Annotated in this window: 11 protein-coding genes; 3 read left to right on the top strand and 8 right to left on the bottom strand. The window is 68.4% G+C overall.

The window, feature by feature from the left end:
• Nucleotides 1–3 precede the first annotated feature (3 nt).
• Nucleotides 4–2340 carry a glycosyltransferase gene (locus HJG45_RS07725; protein WP_171611517.1) on the top strand — a complete coding sequence of 779 codons (2337 nt, stop codon included), beginning with the start codon at nucleotides 4–6 and terminating at the stop codon, nucleotides 2338–2340.
• Nucleotides 2341–2478: 138 nt separating this feature from the next.
• On the top strand, nucleotides 2479–4782 hold the full coding sequence (locus tag HJG45_RS07720; protein WP_171611516.1) for a TonB-dependent receptor: 2304 nt from the start codon (nucleotides 2479–2481) through the stop codon (nucleotides 4780–4782).
• Nucleotides 4783–4919: 137 nt separating this feature from the next.
• Here the strand turns inward: HJG45_RS07720 and HJG45_RS07715 are convergent, their stop codons facing one another.
• Together HJG45_RS07715 and HJG45_RS07710 are read right to left on the bottom strand one after the other, a co-directional pair.
• A complete protein-coding gene (locus HJG45_RS07715) occupies nucleotides 4920–5411 on the bottom strand; it encodes a hypothetical protein (RefSeq protein ID WP_171611515.1) in 492 nt (163 codons plus the stop codon).
• Nucleotides 5412–5667: 256 nt separating this feature from the next.
• A complete protein-coding gene (locus HJG45_RS07710) occupies nucleotides 5668–12537 on the bottom strand; it encodes a peroxidase family protein (RefSeq protein WP_171611514.1) in 6870 nt (2289 codons plus the stop codon).
• Here HJG45_RS07710 and HJG45_RS07705 point away from each other — a divergent pair.
• Entirely contained in the window at nucleotides 12523–12957 is a 435-nt protein-coding gene (locus HJG45_RS07705) for a hypothetical protein (protein ID WP_171611513.1), read from the top strand. The genes HJG45_RS07710 and HJG45_RS07705 overlap by 15 nt on opposite strands.
• Before the next feature lie 89 nt (nucleotides 12958–13046).
• Here HJG45_RS07705 and HJG45_RS07700 read toward each other — a convergent pair whose 3' ends face one another.
• The 6 genes from HJG45_RS07700 to cyoB all read right to left on the bottom strand — a co-directional run bounded on the left by HJG45_RS07700 (nucleotide 13047) and on the right by cyoB (nucleotide 19548).
• A complete protein-coding gene (locus HJG45_RS07700; RefSeq protein ID WP_171611512.1) occupies nucleotides 13047–13865 on the bottom strand; it encodes a CDP-diacylglycerol diphosphatase in 819 nt (272 codons plus the stop codon).
• A gap of 76 nt (nucleotides 13866–13941) precedes the next feature.
• A complete protein-coding gene (locus tag HJG45_RS07695) occupies nucleotides 13942–15729 on the bottom strand; it encodes an NAD(P)/FAD-dependent oxidoreductase (RefSeq protein WP_171611511.1) in 1788 nt (595 codons plus the stop codon).
• Nucleotides 15730–15842: 113 nt separating this feature from the next.
• Nucleotides 15843–16547, bottom strand: coding sequence for an SURF1 family protein (locus tag HJG45_RS07690; protein ID WP_302479719.1), 705 nt, complete (start codon nucleotides 16545–16547; stop codon nucleotides 15843–15845).
• Between the two features lie 4 nt (nucleotides 16548–16551).
• The gene (cyoD, locus tag HJG45_RS07685; protein ID WP_171611510.1) at nucleotides 16552–16932 is read right to left on the bottom strand and encodes a cytochrome o ubiquinol oxidase subunit IV; all 381 of its coding nucleotides are present in this window, start codon (nucleotides 16930–16932) and stop codon (nucleotides 16552–16554) included.
• Nucleotides 16929–17546, bottom strand: coding sequence for a cytochrome o ubiquinol oxidase subunit III (cyoC, locus tag HJG45_RS07680; RefSeq protein ID WP_171611509.1), 618 nt, complete (start codon nucleotides 17544–17546; stop codon nucleotides 16929–16931). Before cyoC ends, cyoD begins: the two co-directional genes overlap by 4 nt.
• A gap of 1 nt (nucleotide 17547) precedes the next feature.
• A complete protein-coding gene (gene cyoB, locus HJG45_RS07675; RefSeq protein ID WP_171611508.1) occupies nucleotides 17548–19548 on the bottom strand; it encodes a cytochrome o ubiquinol oxidase subunit I in 2001 nt (666 codons plus the stop codon).
• Nucleotides 19549–19556: the final 8 nt, after the last annotated feature.

Below are 19556 nucleotides of genomic sequence, written 5' to 3'. Positions count from 1 at the left end.
AGCATGGCCAGGCCCGTCGTCCATCTCTACACCCTCTGCTGGGACGAGGCCGATATGCTCGGCTTCTTCTTCCGGCACTACGAGCCCTGGGTGGATCGCTTCGTCGTCTATGACGACGGCTCCACGGACGGCTCGCTCGAGATCCTGCGCGCCCATCCGAGGGTCGAGCGGCGCCGCTTCGAGCGCCGCATCACCGACTCCTTCGTCCTCTCGCATCAGGGAATGCAGGACACGGCCTGGAAGGAGAGCCGCGGGCAGGCCGACTGGGTGGTCATCACCGCGATCGACGAGCACCTGCACCTGCGCGGCCAGGCCATGGCGGACTACCTGGCCGCGCAGGGCCGGCGCGGCACCACGCTGATCCCGGCGCTGGGCTTCGACATGCACGCCGCCGCGATGCCGGACGACCACGGATTGCTGGTGGAGCGGGTCGCGCGCGGCCGGCCGCGATCGGCCTTCAACAAGCTCAGCATCTTCGATCCGAATTCCATCCGGGAAACCGGTTTCGGCCCGGGGCGGCACGCCGCCAGGCCGGCCGGGCATCTCCGCCTGCCCGACCGGGACGAGGTGATGCTCTGGCACTACAAGCATCTCGGCTTCGAGCGGAATGCGGCGCGCGAGGCGAGCCAGGCCGAGCGGCTGGGCAGGCTGGACCGGCAGCGCGGCTATGGCCAGCACTACCTGCAGGGACGGGAGGCGCTGCGGCAATTCTGGGACGTCATGGAGAGCGAGGGCCGCGACCTCGCCGCCGAGGCCTTCGATCCGGCGCGCGAGGCGGCGCAGCCGCTGTGGTGGCGCGCCCCCGGCTTCGCGCCCGCCCCAGCTCCTTCCCTGGCCCTGGCGCCGCCGGCCGCCGAGCCGACCGTCTCGGTGCTGGTCAAGTGCTACAACCACGCGCCCTATGTCGGGCAGACCGTCAGGAGCCTGCTGTCGCAATCCTTCCAGGATTTCGAGATCGTCGTCACCGATGACGGCTCGACGGATGGCACCGCCGAGGTGGTGCGCGGCTTCGACGACCCGCGCATCCGCCTCGCCGTGCTGCCGGCCAACCAGGGCATCTCGGCGGCGATGAACGCGACCATCGCCCGGGCCCGCGGCCGCTACCTCGCCATCCTGAACTCCGATGACTGGGCGCTGCCCGGCCGGCTGCAGCGGCAGGTCGATGTCCTCGACGCGCATCCGGAGATCGGGCTGGTCTTCGGCCTGCCGCAGCCGGTGGACGAGGCGGGCCGGCCGACCGCCGCCTACAACGATTTCGACGCCGCCTTCGCCTTGCCGGACTTCTCGCGCCGCTCCTGGCTGCGCCGCTTCTTCTATCGCGGCAACTGCCTCTGCGCCCCGACGGCCATGATCCGCCGCGAGGCCTACGACGCGGCCGGCCCCTATGATGTGCGGCTGACCAACCTCCAGGATCTCGACATGTGGATCCGGATGCTGCTCGCCGGCCAGCGCATCCATGTCCTGGCCGAGGCGGTGACCGCCTTCCGCATCCGTGACCGGTCTGCCAATGCCAGCGCCCCGCGCAGCGACAGCCTGTTGCGCACCCGCTTCGAGACCTCGCGCCTGCTGCGGCATTTCACCACGATGGCGCCGGCGGTCTTCGAGGATGTCTTCGCCGGCGAGGGGTTGATGCATGTCACGCCGGAGACCCCCGTGCCGCTGCGCCTGGCGGAGCTGGCACGGCGCCATCCGGCCATCGAATACCAACATTTCGCGGTCGAGACCTATTTCGAGCATGCGCGGGACCCGGCGCAGATCGCGCGGCTGCGCGTCCTGGCCGGCGAGCTCGATTCCTTCGGCAGCGCCGCCCTCGGCGAGCGCGACACGCATCTCGCCCGCACGGCCGGCGAGCTGCGCGATGCCCAGGGCCGGATCGCCGAGCTGGAGCAGGCGCAGGCTGAGATTGCCGCCGCGGCCGCGGGCTATCGCAGCGCGATGGAGGCGCTGCGCCACAGCCTCGACGAGCACGAGGCCGGTCTGGCAACCGCGGCGGCGACCCTTTCCGACCGGGACCGGCAGTTGGATACCATGGCGACCACCCTCGCCGACCGGGACCGGAGGCTGGCGGCGGCGCAGGCAGCGCTCGACTCACGGGAGCGGCATGGGGCGCAGACGGATGCGGCCCTCGATGCGGCGCGGGAGACGCTGGCGCAACTGCGGCTGAGCACCTCCTGGCGGATGACGGCGCCGGTGCGGGCCGCGGGCCGGGCCCTGCCCCTGCCGCTCCGCCGGCTCCTGCGGCGCGCGCTCGGCGCGATCCGGCCTGCGGGACCGCCGCATCGGCCGAGACAGACGGCGGATGCGTCCGGCACGGGGCGCCTCGATACGGCCCGGCCGTGATGGCGGCCCGCCTGCTTGCCGTCGCCATGCGGGGCGACGGTGTCCGGTACGGCGGGACGGAGAAGAATGGGGGGATCAGACGTGCGTAGAGATCATCCGGGACCCAGAAGGAAAAGCACCGGCCCGGCCGGCAAAGCCATGGCGCTGGCGGCGCTGCTCACCATGCCGGGCGGTGTCGCGCTGGCGCAGGGGGGCGCGCCGGTGGCCGAATTGCCGACCGTGGAGGCGGTGGGCACGACGCCCCTCACCGCGACCGGCCTGCCGCGCGACCATGTCCCCAGCAATCCCCGCAGCTTCTCCGCCGCCGACCTCTCGCGCGACGGGCCGCCCGACCTGGTCGACAACCTGGTGCGGCTTTCGGCCGGCATCGCCGTCAACGACACCCAGGGCAGCCCGATCGCGCCCGATGTGAGCTATCGCGGCTTCACCGCCTCGCCGTTGATCGGCACGCCGCAGGGGCTTGCCGTGTACCAGAACGGCACCCGCATCAACGAGGCCTTTGGCGACACGGTGAACTGGGACCTGATCCCGTCGGTCGCCATCCGCAATGTCGAGCTGGTCGGCAGCAGCCCGCTCTTCGGCCTCAATGCCGTCGGCGGCGCGCTGAACCTGCGCATGAAGACCGGCTTCGACAGCCCGGGCGGCCGGGTCGACATCTCCGGCGGCTCCTTCGGCCGCTTCGGCGTCGCGGCCGAGTACGGCAAGCAGGTCGGCAACGTCGCCGCCTATCTGGCGATCGAGAGCCTGAACGAATCCGGCTGGCGCAACGTCTCGCCCTCCCGCGCGAAGCGACTCTACGGTGATATCGGCTTCCGCGGCGAGCGGGCGACGCTCAACCTCTCGATCGGCGCCGGCAGCACGGCGATCTCGGGCAACGGGCCGACGCCGGTCCAGATCCTCTCCACCGACCGCAACGCGGTCTTCACCTATCCGGACCGCACCTACAACCGGATGAAGATGCTGCAGCTCCGCGGCACCTATGAGCTGGCGGAGAATTGGAGCATCGAGGCGAATGCCTATGTCCGCAGCTTCCGGCAGCGGACGCTGAACGCCGATATCGGCGAGTTCGAGGGCTGCGACGACGACGACCTCGCCGGCCTGCTCTGCTTCGAGGACGGGCCGCCGATCACCTCGCGGACCGGCGGCACCGTCGGCGCCGACATCCTCGGCGGCGGCGTGCCAGGGGTGGTCAACCGCACCGGCACCAACACGACCGGCGCCGGCGGCTCGGCGCAGATCGTCTCGAGCGAGCCGATCTTCGGCCTGCCCTCCCGCCTGGTCTTCGGCGTCAGCTACGACCATGCGGATACGGATTTCTACGGCAACACCGAGCTCGGCGTCCTGTCGCCGACGCGCACCGTCGGCAATCTCGGGGTCTTCGTGAACTCGCCCGATGGCGGCATCGCCGATGTCGGCCTCAACACGACCAACAACTACTGGGGCGTCTACGGCACGGGCACCATCGACATCCTGCCGCGCCTCTCGGCCATGGTCGGCGGCCGCTTCAACAATGCCGAGATCCGCCTGCGCGACCAGATCGGCACGACGCTGAATGGCGACCATACCTATTCGCGCTTCAACCCGACCGCCGGCCTGACCTGGCGCGCCCTCGACAACGTCACCGCCTATGTCAGCTACGCCGAGGCGAACCGGGCGCCGACCCCGGCCGAGCTCTCCTGCGCCGATCCGCTGATCCCCTGCACGCTCGGCGCCTTCTTCCTTGCCGACCCGCCCCTGAAGCAGGTGGTGAGCCGCACCTGGGAGACCGGCGTGCGCGGCACGCTGCCCGCCGCCTGGATCGGCGGCCGCACCACCTGGAACATCGGCGTCTTCCGCACCGACCTCTCCGACGACATCCTGCTGGTGCAGAGCGAGATCCAGGGGCGCGGCTACTTCCAGAATGCCGGCGACACGCGGCGGCAGGGGGTCGAGGCGGGCATCGCCTGGCGCAGCTCCCGCTGGGCGCTCGGGCTCGACTACGCCTTCATCGACGCCACCTTCCGCACGACGCAGCGCATCCCGAGCCCGAACCATCCGGATGCGGGGGCCGACGGCGCCATCCCCGTCGAGCGTGGCGACCGCATCCCCGGCATCCCGCAGCACCGCGTACGGTTCGACGCGGAATGGCGCGCGACCGAGCGCTGGCGCCTGGGCGGCACGCTGATCTTCAATTCCGACCAGTATCTCCGCGGCGACGAGGCGAACCTGCTGAAGCCGCTCGCCGGCTATGCGGTGGTGAATCTGCGCACCGCGGTGACGCTGATGCCGGGGATCGAGCTCTACGGCATCGTCCGCAACCTGTTCGACCAGCGCTACTCGAATTTCGGCACGCTCTACGGGCTGGATGCGGCGAGCGCGCTCAACATGAACCTGACCGATGCGCGCACGGTGGTGCCCGGCATGCCGCGCGCCTTCTATGGCGGCCTACGCTTCACCTTCTGAGCCGATGGCCTGGGCGATGCCCTCAGGCCGGCTCCTCGCCGAAAAAGGCGAGGAGCTGCGCCAGGAGGCGATGCCGGCCGCGCCCCAGCGAAGACTATAGCGGTTTGCGTTCAGGATCGCCGGGCGCCGGCCCCTGCTCAGGCCGAGCAGCGCGCCTTGGCCAGGCCGGCGACGGTGGGCTGGGCCAGGAGGCGGCCGGCCCCGGCGCGACGCGCCTCCGCGGCGCGATCCGGCCTGGGGACGCCCCGGCCACGCATGACGCTGTCGAGGATCAGCCCACGCGTCCGTTCCCATTCGGCCGGGCCCGCCGGTGCGGCGCCGCCCAGTTCGGCGATCCGGGCGCCGAGGGTCGCGGCCCGGTCAAGGCAATCCTCGAAGGCGGTCTCATCGGCGATCCGGGAGGCGGTGAAATCGTAAGGGTCCTGCAGGAAAGCCCGCATGCGGCGCAGCAGGATGGCCATCTCGCTCTCCGCCGCTTCGATGCTCGGCGGCAGGTGGTAGTCCCGCGGCGGCGCGGCGGCCTGGCCGGGGCCGTGCTTGCTTCGGCCCCGCCGGCGCCAGGCCAGGTGGGCGGCCAAGGGTGCCGATGCCACGGCGAGGCTCGCCAGGGCCCAGAGCGGGTCAGGCATGGCCGGCCATCCAGGTCGGACCGTGGCGCAGGCGTCCCTGGCCGGCGGCTGTGCCGGCGGTGCGAAGCAGAAGCAACACTGCCTCCTTTGGCGATCAGTCCCTTGGGCGTTCTATTTAAAGTAATGGATTGTCTTCGCGGCCCTGCCTCACAAAATCATTCCGAATGCTTCACGGGCCGCTCGGCCCTACTCTGGACAGCAGGCGACCGACGGTGCGGGGGCACCGTCGGTCGGGCTGTGGTCGGCGTGCCGGCGATCAGGCGACGAGGTGGAAATCGGCCGTGGTCAGGATCGGGCGATTGCTCAGCGTGGCCAGCAGGACCGCCGCATTGGCGCCGGTGCCGTCCACATCCCAGAGCAGGTTGCCGTTGGACTGGTCGTAGAGGAACTGACCGGTCGCGGCCGTCGCGGCGGTGCCGAGGACAAGCCGGCCCGCGGCCAGGGCGCCCGTTGCCAGCCCCCCCTGGAAGCCGGCGACCGAGATCTCGAAGCTGTCGTCCGCAGCGCTGAAGTCCGTGATGGTGTCGCCACCCTCCGCGGCATTCAGGAAGCGGAAGATATCGAGCCCGGCCCCGCCCATCAGCAGATCGGCGCCGCTGCCGCCGAGCAGGGTGTCGTTGCCGGCCTCGCCCGAGAGCCGGTCCGCATCGGCGCCGCCATCGATCAGGTCGGCATCGGCGCCGCCCCAGAGGCTATCCGCCCCGGCCTCGCCGCGCAGGGTATCGGCGCCGTTGCCGCCATAGACAATGTCGCCGCCGGTCCCGGCCAGGACGGTGTCGTTGCCGTCCTCGCCGGAAAGCTGGTCGGCCTCGGCGCCGCCATCGAGCGAGTCGTTGCCCGCGCCGCCCCACATGCTGTCGGCGCCGGCCTCGCCCTGCAGGGTATCGGCGCCGTTTCCGCCATAGGCGAGGTCGGCACCGGCGCCGGCCAGGATCGTATCATTGCCATCCTCGCCCGACAGCCGATCGGCCTCCTCCCCGCCCTCGAGGGAGTCGTCGCCGCCGCCGCCCCAGAGGCTGTCGGCGCCGGCCTCGCCGCGCAGGGTATCGGCGCCGGCACCGCCATAGGCCACATCGGCACCGCTGCCGCCGAGGATGACGTCGTCGCCATCCTCGCCCGAGAGCTGGTCTGCCTCCTCGCCACCATCGAGCAAGTCGTTGCCGCGGCCGCCCCAGAGGCTGTCGGCGCCGGCCCCGCCGAGCATCCTGTCCTCGCCAAGGCCGCCGAGCATGGAGTCGTTGCCCTCGCCGCCATCGACCGTGTCATGGCCGTTGCCGCCGCCCAGGGTGTCGTTGCCGCCCAACCCCAGGATGAGGGTCGGCAGATCCGCCAGCGCCCCCGAGGCCTGATGGGCGCCATCGCCCGCCATGCCCACGATCAGGCCCATCTGGACCGGCTGGCCGGCATTGCCGGCCAGGTCGGCGACGGAGAGGGTCAGCGTCGACTGGTAGCCGCCCGCCAGGGCCGGCGCCACGGGGACCGACCAGCTTCCATTGCCGCCGGCCGTGCCGCTGCCGAGCGGGGACGCGCCGCCATCCGTCACCGTCACCAGGCTGCCCGCCTCGGCGGTGCCGAAGAGGGTGTAGCCGGCCAGCGCGCCCGCCGTGGCGGCATGGGTTACCCCCGCGAGGGCCAGGGCCGGCGGCGCGATCCGGTCGAGCGTGAAAGTCAGCGAGGCGCTGCCCTCGTTGCCGGCCAGGTCCTTCTCGACGATGGTGATCGTGTGCCGGCCATCGGCGAGCCCTGGCGTGAAGCTCCAGGCCCCGGTGCCGTCGGCGGTCGCAACCTGCACCGCCGCCTGGCCGTCGATCGCGGCGAGCACCGCCGCGCCGGGCTCGCCAGTGCCGGAGATGGTGCGGTCGCTGGTCACCAGATCGGTGGCGGAGAGGCCGGTGTCCTGCGCCAGCCTGGCTGTCACCGCAGGCGCGGCCGTGTCGAGCTGGACCTGCAGCAGCTTCACCGTCGCATTGCCCGCGCCGTCCCTGGCCGTGACCTCCAGGCTGTGGCTGCCATCCGCGACCGCCGGCGTGAAGCTCCAACGCCCGCTGCCGTCGAGGGCGACGGCGACCGGCGCGCCGCCATCGAGTTTCACCGTGACCGATGACCCGACCTCCCCGCTGCCCTCGATGCGGGCGTCGCGGGTCACGCCGTCATTGGCGAAGCGCCCGGTATCGCTCGTCAGCGCCGCGCTCAGGAGCGGGGGCGTGGTGTCGGGCAGGACGTTGATGACGAAGGTGTCGGTCACCGAGAGGCCACCCGGATCGGTCACCGTCACCTTGATCGACAGCGCGCCGGAGAAGTCCGCCGGCAGGGCGCCCGAGAAGTGCCCCGCCCCGGTCGTGCCGATCGTGCTCGTATCGAAGGCGAGCGTCCCCGGCAGCGGCGCGCCGTTGGCCAGCGTCGCCTTGTAGGTCAGGCTGGCCGCGGCGGTCTGGTTGTCGGCGAAGATGGTGGTCAGCGGCACGTAGAAGTCGATCGACCGGCCCTGATTCGCCGAGGTGTCCGGAATGCCGGTGAGCTGCTGCTGCTGCACGATGAAAGGCGCCGAGTTGACGCCGGCGGCGGTGGTGAGCGCCGCGGTCGGCGCCGAGATGACGCTCTCCGTCACGCCCTTGCCGTCGACATAGCTGACCACCACGCGGAGCTGCTCGCCGAGGTAGAGGTTGGCCGGCTTGAAGCTCGCGCCCGTGGCGCCGGTGATCGGCACCCAGACATTCTGCGTCGCATCGAGATACTGCCACTGGTAACGCAGGGCCCCGATGCCGTCCGCATCGAAGAGCTGGCCGGCCGCCACGGCGCCGGAGAAGATCGGCGCCTCGGCCAGGATGCTGACATTCGCCGTGAGCACACCGCCGATGACCGCCGTCGCCGTGGCATCCAGGCCGCCCGCCGTGAGGATGCGCGGCGTGCCGATCGGCACGGCGTCGTAATGCGCGTCGTTCACCAGCGGATCGAGCAGGCGGCCGGTCGCGTCGATCGCCACCGTCACGTCGGCGAACTGCAGCCGCTCGATGTGCCGGATGCGGTCCGTGCCGTCGCCGGTGATGGCATTGCCGCCGGCATCCGCCTCCGCCTCGTCATCCTCCTCGGCGTCATCGCCGCCACCGCCGCCGCCATTGGTGGGGACGATATGCTGAATGGCGAGGAAGCCCTCCGCATCCGTCCCGAAGAGCGCGATGTTGTAGTTGGCCATGATGTCGCTGAAGACGGCCGTATCGATATTGGCCGCATTCGCCGTGCCGGTCCCGCTGCCCGGGTCGAAGAAGTCCGGCACCCAGGTATTCCCGTCCGGGTCGAACAGGATCTCGCGGATGATCTGGCCGCCCGGCCCGAGCCTGGTCAGGCCGACATGCAGCCAGGCATCGCCGTCGATGACGTCATCGCCGCCGCCGCCAATGATCACGTCGTTGCCACGGCCACCGAGGATGATGTTGCCGCCGGTGAACTGGACGGTGCCCGGATCGAAGAAGCCCTGGAGCCCGTCGATCAGGGTGAGGTTGTTGAGCTCGTCCGAGGTCGTGCCCAGCTGGGCATCGTCCGTGCCGCGCAGGATGTCGTCCTTGGCGGAACCGCTGATCCCCTCCACGCCGATGAAGACGTCGCGGATCGTGTCGATGGCGCCGTTCGCGGCGATGAACTCCCGCTGCGTGAGGTCGACATCGACGCCGATGGTCGCCTTCTCGTAGGACGCCCAGTCGAAGCCGAGCCGGCCCTCGAAGCGGTTGAGGGAACCGACGCCGAGCATGATGTCGTCGCCGTTGAAGCCCTGCATGCGGTCGCCGCCATCGGCGCCGCCGATCAGCACGTCATTGCCGCCATAGAGGGGAATCTGGCCGGTCGGGGCGCCGGCATCGCCGACCAGCAGGTCGCCGCCGAGCCCGCCCTCGATCCAGTCATCGCCCTCATTGCCGACGATCTCGTCGGCCCCCTCGCCGCCGAGGATGGTGTCGCTGCCGGTGCCGCCATTGATCGCATCGTCGCCGCGGCCGCCATCCAGGACGTCGTCGCCATTGCCGCCGAAGATGTTGTCGATGCCGTCGCCGCCGGAGGCGCTGTCGTTCCCGTCCTCGCCATGGATGACGTCGTCGCCCTGGCCGCCGATCAGAGTGTCGTGGCCGGTGCCGCCATAGAGGAAATCGGCGCCGCCGCCGCCATCGAGCAGGTCGTTACCGCCATCGCCCCAGACGGCGTCATCATCGGCATTGCCGGCATAGAGCTTGTCGTCATCCTCGGTGCCGCCGAGGATGATGGTGTTGCCGAGGAAGAGGTTGTCGCCCAGGAAGTGGACCGAGCCGTCCTTCCAGGCCTCGGCGATGAGCTGCCCGGTCTGCGGGTTGTGCTGCCAGGTCGCGCTGTCGGTGAGGATGCGGTCGCCATTGGCATCGACCACGTAGTCGCCGGCACGGTGCAGGATCGCGCCGGTCGCCGGGTCATGGATATCGGCGTCGTAGGTCTTGAAGTAGTCCTTCGCCTCGACGGTGTATTCCGGCACGCGGAAGATGTTGCCGGGCAGGTGCTTGATGCCGGTATTCTCGCGGATGATCTGCGCGAAGGAGTTTCCCTCGATCTCGTCAAGGTAATGCATGCCTTCGAGGCGCGGCAGGTAGTAGAGCCGGTCGCCGTCCTGCAGGTTCTCGAGCTGCGTGCGGAAGAGGAACTCGAAGGTCGAGCCGAGCACGCTGCCGAACAGGCTCTGCTTCTCGGCGAGGCCGCCGATCCACAGATCGACCTGGTCGAGGCCGGTGACCGAGCCCGTACTCCAGGTGGCCGGGGCGCCGGCGGCGTCATGGATCGCCCGGGCGTCCAGCCGGTTGCTCGCATAGGCCCCGAGGCTGTGCATGAAGTTGTAGGCGTCGAGGCTGGCGGCGTCGGTGGGATCGAAGGCATCGCCGACCGTGCCCTTGTGCACGAGCACCGCTGCCGCCGCCCGCTTCTCCGCCATCGTCGTCGCACGCGCCAGGCTGTCATGGATGCCGTAGGCCGCGACGAAGTTGATCAGCGATTCCGGGTGCTTGAGGAAATGCCCGTAATCGTCCCAGCTCACATAGGGCTTCAGCTGCGCATCGCCGGTCTGGCTGTAGAGCTGGGCCCGCACGAGGTTGAGGGGCGCGACGCCGGTATCGCGGCCGCGGGCGATGTTCAGCGTCGCGAGATCGAGCGGCAGGCCGAGCAGGTTGTTGCGCAGGGCGCCGGTGACGAACTCGTCGATCTCATTGCCGACCTGATTGACGGCGCCGAGGACGAGATCCGCCGTGGCGGTCGGGTTGGCGGCAAAGGCGAGCGGATTGGTGAAGGCCTGGATCAACCCCAACTCGGTCAGCTTGGGCTGGCCCGTGGAGGGGTCGATCACCGGCCGGCCATCCTCGCCGAGCTCGTAGAGGTTGAGGGTCTCGTTGAGCATCGAGTGGCCGAAGCGATAGACCACATGCGCGAACTCGGCCGTGATCGCCGCGTCGAGCTGGATGTTGGTGTTGCCGAAGACATGGACGGCCGGATCGACCATCCGGGCGAATTCCTCGAAGACCAGGTGCTGGTACTCGGTCTCCGTGCCGAATTTGGCCGCCTGGAACAGGCGCTCGCCGTTCCATTCCGCCGCGGTGATCTGGTGCGGCGAGCCATCCGCCTCCGGGGTGAGATCCATCCCCTCCAACACCCATTCGGCGGCGAAGGCGATGTTACCTTGATCGAGCTCGGCCTGGATCAGCGCCTTGGTCTGGGCGAGCAGGCGGTTGTGCTCGGCCTGGAAGATGGTCTGGACGGCGGTGAGGCCGATGTTCTCGTTCACGCGGCCGTCGCCGGCGACATAATGCGCGTCGAGCAGCTCGTTGTCGTAGAAGCCGGCTGCGGGCGTGCCGCCGGCGACGCTGTCGGCATCGGGCCGGAGCGCGTTGCCGCGGTCGTCGACCAGCGCCGCATCATGCGCGATGTCGTTGAGGAAGGCGACGCCGGTGCTCACCGCATTGGCGGTGGAGACCGGGTTGGCCAGGTTCCCCTCGACCAGGCTGGTCCCGCCATGGCCGTCGCGCACGACGATCTGCGGCAGGCCATTGGCGCCGGGGATGAAGTTGCCATAGGCGTCCGTCGCCAGCAGCGGCACGCTGCCGACATCGGCATCCGTCAGCTTGATGCCGAGGAACCTGGCGGCGCTCGCCTTCACATCGGCCCAGGTCGCCATGCCGGTGACGACGTCGTCCCCCGTGAAGAGCTGGCCATCAGCCCCGGCCTCGTGATGCCCGAGCAGCGCACCCGTGGAATGCAACCTGCCATCGGCGCCGATCATGTACTCGCGCAGGAAGACCTGGTGCGACGGGTGCGAGCTATAGGTCTGGCTCTGATCGACATAGGGCGTGATGGTGTTCACGCTGTCATGCACATCGTCGGCCGTGCCGAGCACGCCGTCGGCCCCCGCTTGGTTGGTGGCGCGGGTCAGCACCATGAAGTTGGTCGGGCTGCCCGGGACGTAGAGCGGATCGTCCTTGGCCAGGGGGATGAAGACCGTGCCGCTGCCGCCCTTCGTCACCAGGTCTAGGCCATGATCGAAGAACTGGCCGAAGAAGGTGAACCAGCTGCTATAAGGCGCCGAGAGGCCGGCATCCGGCGTGACGTTGGGGATGAACAGGCTCTGCTTCAGGCCCAGGATCGTGGAGCCGCTGCTCGAGGCATCAGTCGCCGTCGCCAGATTGCCGTAGTTGAGCGTCGGGGCGGCGCGATTCGTGGTGACGGTGACGCCATCGACCAGATGCGTGAAGACATCATCGGCAGTGCCGAAGACCTGGTCGGCGCCGGCCTGGAACTGCAGGTCGTCCGCAGTGTCGAGGATGCCGTCACCGCCTGCCGCCACGACCCGATCGTCATTGGCGTCGCCCTGGGCGGGATTGGCACCGAAGCGGCCATCGCCGCCAGCATAGATGGCGACCTTGGCCAGGGCGGCGTCGCCATCGGCGCCGACATTGTAGATGACGTCGTCCGCCGTGCCGAAAAGGCCGTCGGCACCGGCGCGGATGCTGCTGGAATAGCCATCGCCCAGCGCCGCAATGGCGGCCTGTTGCGCGGCCACCGCGGCGGGGTTGTTGGCGGTCTGATCCGAGATCAGGTCGCTGATGATCCGCGGTTGCGCGTCGATCACCAGGCCGCTCGACTGCGCGTAGCTGGTCCCAGCCTGGGCCTTTTGCAGCAGCTGGTCCGTTACCGAGGGAAAGACTTGGTCGGACGAACCGTAGGTGGACTGCCCGGAGACGATGCTATTGTTGAGGCCATTGACCGTTCTGAGGCCGAAGGGCAGCGATGCATTGACCGGATCCTGCCCGGCTTCAGCCATCTTGATCTGGAGAAGGATGAACTCCAGATCGCTTCGGTTGAACTCGGTCATCTGCTGGCCCTTTTTGCAGGCAGGCGTGGTCAGCCGGCACAAATACTTTGTGGGTTCGATCCAATGGCTGCGTATTTATCGAAGGCAACGCAACCTTTCGGCGATGAACCTGCTGCAAAACCTCACTCCTCGGCCATCAGAAATGTTTCACAAGCGGTTCATATGGCTTTTCCGTGAGCTATACTTCCGGATGGCGAGGCGATCCGGGTCAAAGAAGAATTCAGTATTTAGCCGGAACGTGCGTTGCGATCGGACGTCCCGCCGGCTCAGCCCTGGGCGAGCGCGCAGGCGTGGTCCTGCAGGATCTCGCCCCAGCCATCATGGCCCGTCGCCGCATCCGCACGGGCGGCGAGAAGAATGAAGCCGGGCTCGCCGCCGGGTCGCTCCATCCCAACGACAACAAGGGTGTAGCGGCCCATCTCCTGCCGGGCTCCGGGCACCCCGGCCGCAAGGAGTTGGAATGGATCCTGCCCGTCCAGGCTGGCGCCGCGGACCCGCATCGCCAGGTATCGCTGCCCGGCGAGCCGCACGGTCAGGGGTGCCCAGCGGTCGGTGATGTTGGCCGCCTGCTCGCGCAGGCTGTCACGAATATCGACGCGCAGGCAGTCGACATGGATGTGCAGCTCATCCTGGCTGCGGGCGAGGCTGGAATTGATGGCGAGGCTGATGCCGTCGCGCGGCAGGCTGCGGCCGGCGCGTTCCTCCACGAAGCGCCGCGCCTCCCAGGCCGCGGCGAAGTAGTTCGGCGCGTCCGGCTCGAGCAGTTCGGGACTCTCGATGCCGCTCACCCGGCGGGTCGGGATGAGAAGGAATTGCGTCGCGCCACGAATGTCCTTCAGGACGGCATGGCCTCGGTCGACACCCTGCTTGAGCACGACGAGGGAGCAGGGCGCAGGCGTGTCATTCTGTTGCTGGTTCGGCACGCATTGGTCGTGAACGATCCGCCACAGCACGTCTCGATCCGGCGTGCGCGCCGCGGCTGCCCAGCCCAGGAAGATGAGCCCGACCGCGCCGGCCGCGATCCCTCTCGATCGCCCATGGCCAGCGAGGTGTCGCAGGAAACGGCCGCCCGGAATGCGCGTCATACGGTCGTGATAGCGCGAAGGGCAGCGGCAGCGCGACCCGCCTCCGCCATCAGCCGAAGCGGCAGGTGCCGCGCGGTCAGAGCGGCCCGAGCTTTCCCAGCTCCATAGCCTTGATCTGCAGGGCGAGGTATTTCGAGTTGATCCGGCATTGCGACAGGCCGCCAGCGATGAACCATAGTCCTTCCTGCGGCGTGCGCTTGTACATGTTGTTCAGGTCGCCATCCTCGCCGAGGCCCCAGACCGGGCCGATGCGCGCGAGCATCTCCTCGCCCAGCGCGCGGCGCACGAGTTCCTGCTGCGGGAAATAGCCGGTCGCCAGCACGATGAGATCGGCCGGCACCACCGATCCGTCCTTCAGCAGCACGCCCTGAGCTGCGAAGCGCTCGATCCGCTCGTAGGGCAACAGCCCGATCTCGCCCTTGATCATCAGGGCCGAGCTGCCGGCATCTAGGTTGTAACCTCCGCCGCGCCGGAAATACTTCATCTGGTGCCCGGCCTCGTCCTCGCCGACATCGTGCCGGAAGCCGATGCGCTTGAGGCCGGCGATCATCTCGCGGTCGAGATCGAGCATGCGCTGCGTGACGGCCTTGTAGCCCTTCAGGATCAGCGGCGGCGTCGCCGAGGCGACGATCAGGTCGCAATCCTCCAGCGGCCCGCCCTCGTCCCAGATCGCCTCGTTGAGCCGGGCGCTGGGATCGATGGAGATGACGGTCGTCGAGCCCCGCTGAATTAGCGTCGTCGCCACGCCATGGCTGTGCAGATCGAGCGCGATGTCATTGGCGCTGCTGCCCGTGCCGAGGATGAGGGCTTTCTTCCCGCTCCAGGCGGCGCCGCTGTCGAAGCCTTCGGAATGAATGACCTCGCCCTGGAACTCGTCGAGGCCGGGCAGGTCGGGGATCATCGGATAGCTGCTGACGCCATTGGCGAAGACGAGATGCCGCGGGTGGAGGCTGCGTTCGCTGCCATCGCCCCGCCGCAGCCAAGCGGTCCAGCACTTCGTCGCCTCGTCCCAACTCGCCCGGACGAATTCCGTATCCGTCCAGCAGTTGATCTCCATGGCGTCGGCGTAGAATTCGAACCAGTTCCCGAGCATGTCCTTCGGGATGTATTTCGGCCAGGTCGGCGGAAATTCCATGTAGGGCAGATGGTTCAGATGGATCGAGTTGTGCAGCGCCAGCGAGTGGTAGCGCTTGCGCCAGCTATCGCCGATGCGCGGCCATTTCTCCACCACGAGCGTATCGACGCCGAGCTGGTTGAGCCGCGCGGCGATGGAAAGGCCAGCCTGCGCGGCGCCGATCACCAGCACCGTCGGGTCGCGGTCCTCATAGGCGCTGGCCTTCCGGCGCATATCGGCCCAGTTGTCGCCGCCGAAATTCCGTGAATAGGCGGCGCCGCTCGGGCGATTGTCGCCGATCTTCTCCTCATGGCCAGCCAGGGCTTCCAGCGTGGTCGAGAGCAGCCAGGCCCGCATCGCGCCATCGGGGGCCGTGGAGAGGCGGATGATGCCGGCCCCGCGTCCCTCGGCCGTGGCGAATTCGAAGATCGCCTCGATGCTGTCGATGCCGAGGCGCTTCACCTGCCGCGGCGGCTTGCGGCCCGGCGGCAGGTGGAAGCCATGCGCCGCCACGCGCCCCTGCTCTGCCACCAGACGCGCCGCGACGCCCTCCCGCCCGGCGGTGGAGGTCAGATGCCAGGTGAAGGCAAGGACGTCACGCCAGTGGCAATCCTCCTGGAACAGGGCACCGACCCGCCCGGCATCCCGCTCCACGAGCGCCGCTTCGAAGGCCTTGAGCCATCCCACCGCAGCGCGTCGCGCCGCCATGGCGCGCTCGAACTCGCGCACGAGCTGATCGCAATCGTCCATTGTTTCCTCGCAGCGCGGTATATCCGCGCAATCTCCGCTTTGCCCGGATGATATCCAGCCAATGTGGCGGAGGTCCATGCGGATACTGTCACGCATGCATCCTAGGCCTCGCCTCAGCCCACCTCCCCGTGATCCGTCCACAGGATCCAAATCCCCGCCAGGCCGAGCGCCGCCAGGCCGAACCAGGTGATCGCATAGATGAGATGCGCGTTGCGGAACGACACCACCGTCAGGCCGCCGATGGGATAGCGAGCGGGGTCCGGGCCAGCATCGGCATCGATGAAATAGGGGGCGACGTTATCGAGATGCCGGGCCGCGGCGATCGCGGCCACGTCGCGCGAGAACCAGCGATCACCGGCGGGATCGTTGCCGCGCAGGAAGCCGCCGCCCGGCTCGGAGGCGCGGAGCAGGCCGGTGATGGTGACATCTCCGACCACGCCTGCGGCGTGCCAGCCGGGCGGCACGAAGCCTCGGTTGATGAGGACGATCCAGCCCTGATCCGTCCGAAGGGGCACCAGCAGCCAGAAGCCGGCCCCACGCTCGGTCACCGCCTGCACGCGCGCCGCCCGGTCATCAAGCAGGGTGCCGGAGACGCGGACGCGGCTATAGGACAGCGCCTGGGCCGTTCCCGCGGCGAGGGCCGCCGGGCTCGGCGCAGGCTCTGCCGCTGCATGAATACGGCGGTCGACCGCGGCGATCAGGTCCAGCTTCCAGCTCCGGCGATGGACCTGCCAGACGCCCAGCGCCATGAACAGCGCCGTCGCCAGCGCCAGGAGCAGCGTCAGGCGCCAGCGCTTCGCTCCGGACCGCCTCGGCAAGAGGTCACCTGCCGGCCTCGGCCGGCATCATGGGCATCATGTTGGCGTTGAGATGGTACATGATCCAGATCGACCCGCCGATCGTGATGCCCACGATCACGACGGTGAAGACGAAAGCCATGAGCGTCCACCCGCCCTCGGCCTTGGTCGTGAGGTGAAGGAAGTAGATGACGTGCACGACGATCTGCACGATCGCGCAGGCGAAGATCAGCAGGGCCGTCAGCTGCGCATTCTGCAGCACCCCCGTCATCACCAGCCAGAACGGGATCGCCGTGAGGACGACCGAGAGGGCGAAGCCGATCAGATAGCCGCGCCGCGTGCCGTGGCCGTGGGTGTCCCCATGGCCGTGCAGATCAGGGGCGGCCGTGGCCGGGGGCGCGGTCATCGAAGCGCTCCGAATAGGTAGACGAAGGTGAAGACGCCGATCCAGATGATGTCGAGGAAGTGCCAGAACATGCTGAGGCACAGCATCCGGCGCTTGTTCTCGAGGATCAGGCCACGCTGGCCGAGCTGGACCAGCATCGTCGTGATCCAGATCAGGCCGAACAGCACATGCAGGCCGTGCGTGCCGACCAGGGTGAAGAAGCCGGAGAGGAAGCCGCTGCGTTGCGGCCCCGCGCCTTCGGCGATGAGGCTGGCGAATTCATAGAGCTCGACGCCAAGGAAGCCCGCCCCGAACAGCGCCGTGATCACCAGCCAGCGCCGGGTGCCGCCCAGCCGGCCCGCCTCCATCTCCAGCATGGCGAAGCCGAAGGTGATGGAGGACAGCAGCAGCAGGCTGGTGTTGAGTGCGACGAGCGGCAGGTCGAAGATCTCGTGCGGCGTGGGCCCGCCCGCGAAATTGCTGCTCAGGACGCCGAAGGTGGCGAAGAGCGCCGCGAAGATGAGCGCATCGCTCATCAGGTAGATCCAGAAGCCGAGGATCGTCGCGCCATTGCCGTGGGCGTGGTCGTGATCTTCCGCCTCGGCCAGGTGGAAGGTGCGGTTGGAGGCCGTCATCTCACGCCCCCGCCGCCGTCAGCCGCCCGCGCTCTCCTTCGGTACGCGCCACGTCGGAGGCGCTGATGAAGTAGTCCCGGTTGTAGTTGAAGGTATGCCCAATGGCGACGACGAGCAGGCCGATGGCGCTGATCGCCGCCAGCCACCACATGTACCAGATCATGCCGAAGCCCGGCGCCAGGGCGAGAACCGAGAGATAGACCCCGGCGCCGGTGTTCCGCGGCATGTGGATCGGGCGGAAGCCGCCGGCCGGCCGCTTGTAGCCGCGCTCCTTCATGTCGTACCAGGCATCCAGGTCGTGCACGACCGGCGTGAAGGCGAAATTGTAGGCCGGAGGCGGCGAGGAGGTGGACCATTCCAGCGTCCGGCCATCCCAGGGGTCGCCCGTCACGTCGCGCAGCTGCTGGCGCCGCACGATGCCCATGACGATGCTCATCACGGTGCCGAGGATGCCGACCAGAATGATGAGGGCGCCGATGGCGGCCACCACGAAATAGGGTTGCAGCGTCACGTCATCGAGGTGATTCAGCCGCCGGGTCACGCCCATGAGGCCCGCGACATACATCGGCGTCCAGGCGATCCAGTAGCCGATGACCCAACCCCAAAAGGATACCTTCCCCCAGAACGGGTCGAGCTTGAAGCCGAAGGCCTTCGGGAACCAGTAGGTGATGCCGGCCAGCAGCCCGAACACCACGCCGCCGATGATGACGTTGTGGAAATGCGCCACCAGGAACAGCGAGTTGTGCAGGACGAAATCCGCCGGCGGCACGGCGAGGAGCACGCCCGTCATGCCGCCGACGACGAAGGTCAGCATGAAGGCGACAACCCACATCATCGGCAGCTCGAAGCGGATGCGGCCGCGATACATGGTGAAGAGCCAATTGAAGATCTTCGCGCCGGTCGGGATCGAGATCACCATGGTGGCGATGCCGAAGAAGGAGTTCACGCTCGCGCCGGAGCCCATGGTGAAGAAGTGGTGCAGCCAGACGAGGTAGGACAGGATGGTGATGACCACGGTCGCATAGACCATGGACGAGTAGCCGAAGAGCCGCTTGCCGGTGAAGGTCGAGGTTACCTCGGAATAGATGCCGAAGACCGGCAGAACCAGCACATAGACCTCCGGATGGCCCCAGACCCAGACCAGGTTCCAGTACATCATGGGGCTGCCCCCCATGTCGTTGGTGAAGAAGTGGGTGCCGATGTAGCGGTCCAGGATCATCATGGCGAAGGCGGCGGTCAGGATGGGGAAGATCGCCACCGCCAGCACGTTGCTGCACAGCGCCGTCCAGCAGAAGACGGGCATCTTCATCATCGTCATGCCCGGCGCGCGCATCTTGATGATGGTGGCCACCATGTTGATGGCCGACAGCGTCGTGCCCACGCCGGCTATCTGCAAGGCCCACAAATAGTAGTCGACGCCGGTATCCGGGCTGTACTCCAGGCCGGCGAGCGGCGCGTAGGACAGCCAGCCGGTGCGCGCGAACTCGCCGACGAAAAGCGACATCATGACGAGGGCGGCGCCGGAGACGGTGAGCCAGAAGCTCAGATTGTTCAGGAAGGGAAAGGCCACGTCGCGCGCGCCGATCTGCAGCGGCATGACGAAGTTGATGAGCCCCACGACCAGCGGGATGGCGACGAAGAAGATCATGATCGTGCCATGCGCGGTGAAGATCTGGTCGTAGTGGTGCGGCGGCAGGTATCCCTCGTTCGGGCCGAAGGCGACCGCCTGCTGCGCCCGCATCATCAGCGCATCGGCGAAGCCGCGCAGCAGCATGACGATGCCGAGGATGACGTACATGATGCCGATGCGCTTGTGGTCGACGCTGGTGAACCACTCCTTCCAGAGATAGCCCCAGAGCCGGAAATAGGTCAGCGCCGCCAGGATGCCGAGCCCGAGCAGCGCCACCACGATGAAGGTGACGAGCAGGATCGGCTCGTGGATCGGGAAGGATTCGAGCGTGAGACGGCCGAAGATCGTCTTCTGCAAGCTATGCTCTGACATGGCATGAT

This window comes from Roseicella sp. DB1501, assembly GCF_013112485.1.
GTDB lineage: Bacteria > Pseudomonadota > Alphaproteobacteria > Acetobacterales > Acetobacteraceae > Paracraurococcus.
This window is presented reverse-complemented; position numbering and strand designations above follow the sequence as displayed.

What these genes read in the sequence shown, in the direction of transcription:
- HJG45_RS07725 (WP_171611517.1), top strand. Translation starts at nt 4, where the DNA reads ATGGCCAGGCCCGTCGTCCATCTCTACACCCTCTGCTGGGACGAGGCC.
- HJG45_RS07720 (WP_171611516.1), top strand. Translation starts at nt 2,479, where the DNA reads ATGGCGCTGGCGGCGCTGCTCACCATGCCGGGCGGTGTCGCGCTGGCG.
- HJG45_RS07715 (WP_171611515.1), bottom strand. Translation starts at nt 5,411, where the DNA reads ATGCCTGACCCGCTCTGGGCCCTGGCGAGCCTCGCCGTGGCATCGGCA.
- HJG45_RS07700 (WP_171611512.1), bottom strand. Translation starts at nt 13,865, where the DNA reads ATGACGCGCATTCCGGGCGGCCGTTTCCTGCGACACCTCGCTGGCCAT.
- HJG45_RS07695 (WP_171611511.1), bottom strand. Translation starts at nt 15,729, where the DNA reads ATGGACGATTGCGATCAGCTCGTGCGCGAGTTCGAGCGCGCCATGGCG.
- cyoD (WP_171611510.1), bottom strand. Translation starts at nt 16,932, where the DNA reads ATGACCGCGCCCCCGGCCACGGCCGCCCCTGATCTGCACGGCCATGGG.
- cyoC (WP_171611509.1), bottom strand. Translation starts at nt 17,546, where the DNA reads ATGACGGCCTCCAACCGCACCTTCCACCTGGCCGAGGCGGAAGATCAC.
- cyoB (WP_171611508.1), bottom strand. Translation starts at nt 19,548, where the DNA reads ATGTCAGAGCATAGCTTGCAGAAGACGATCTTCGGCCGTCTCACGCTC.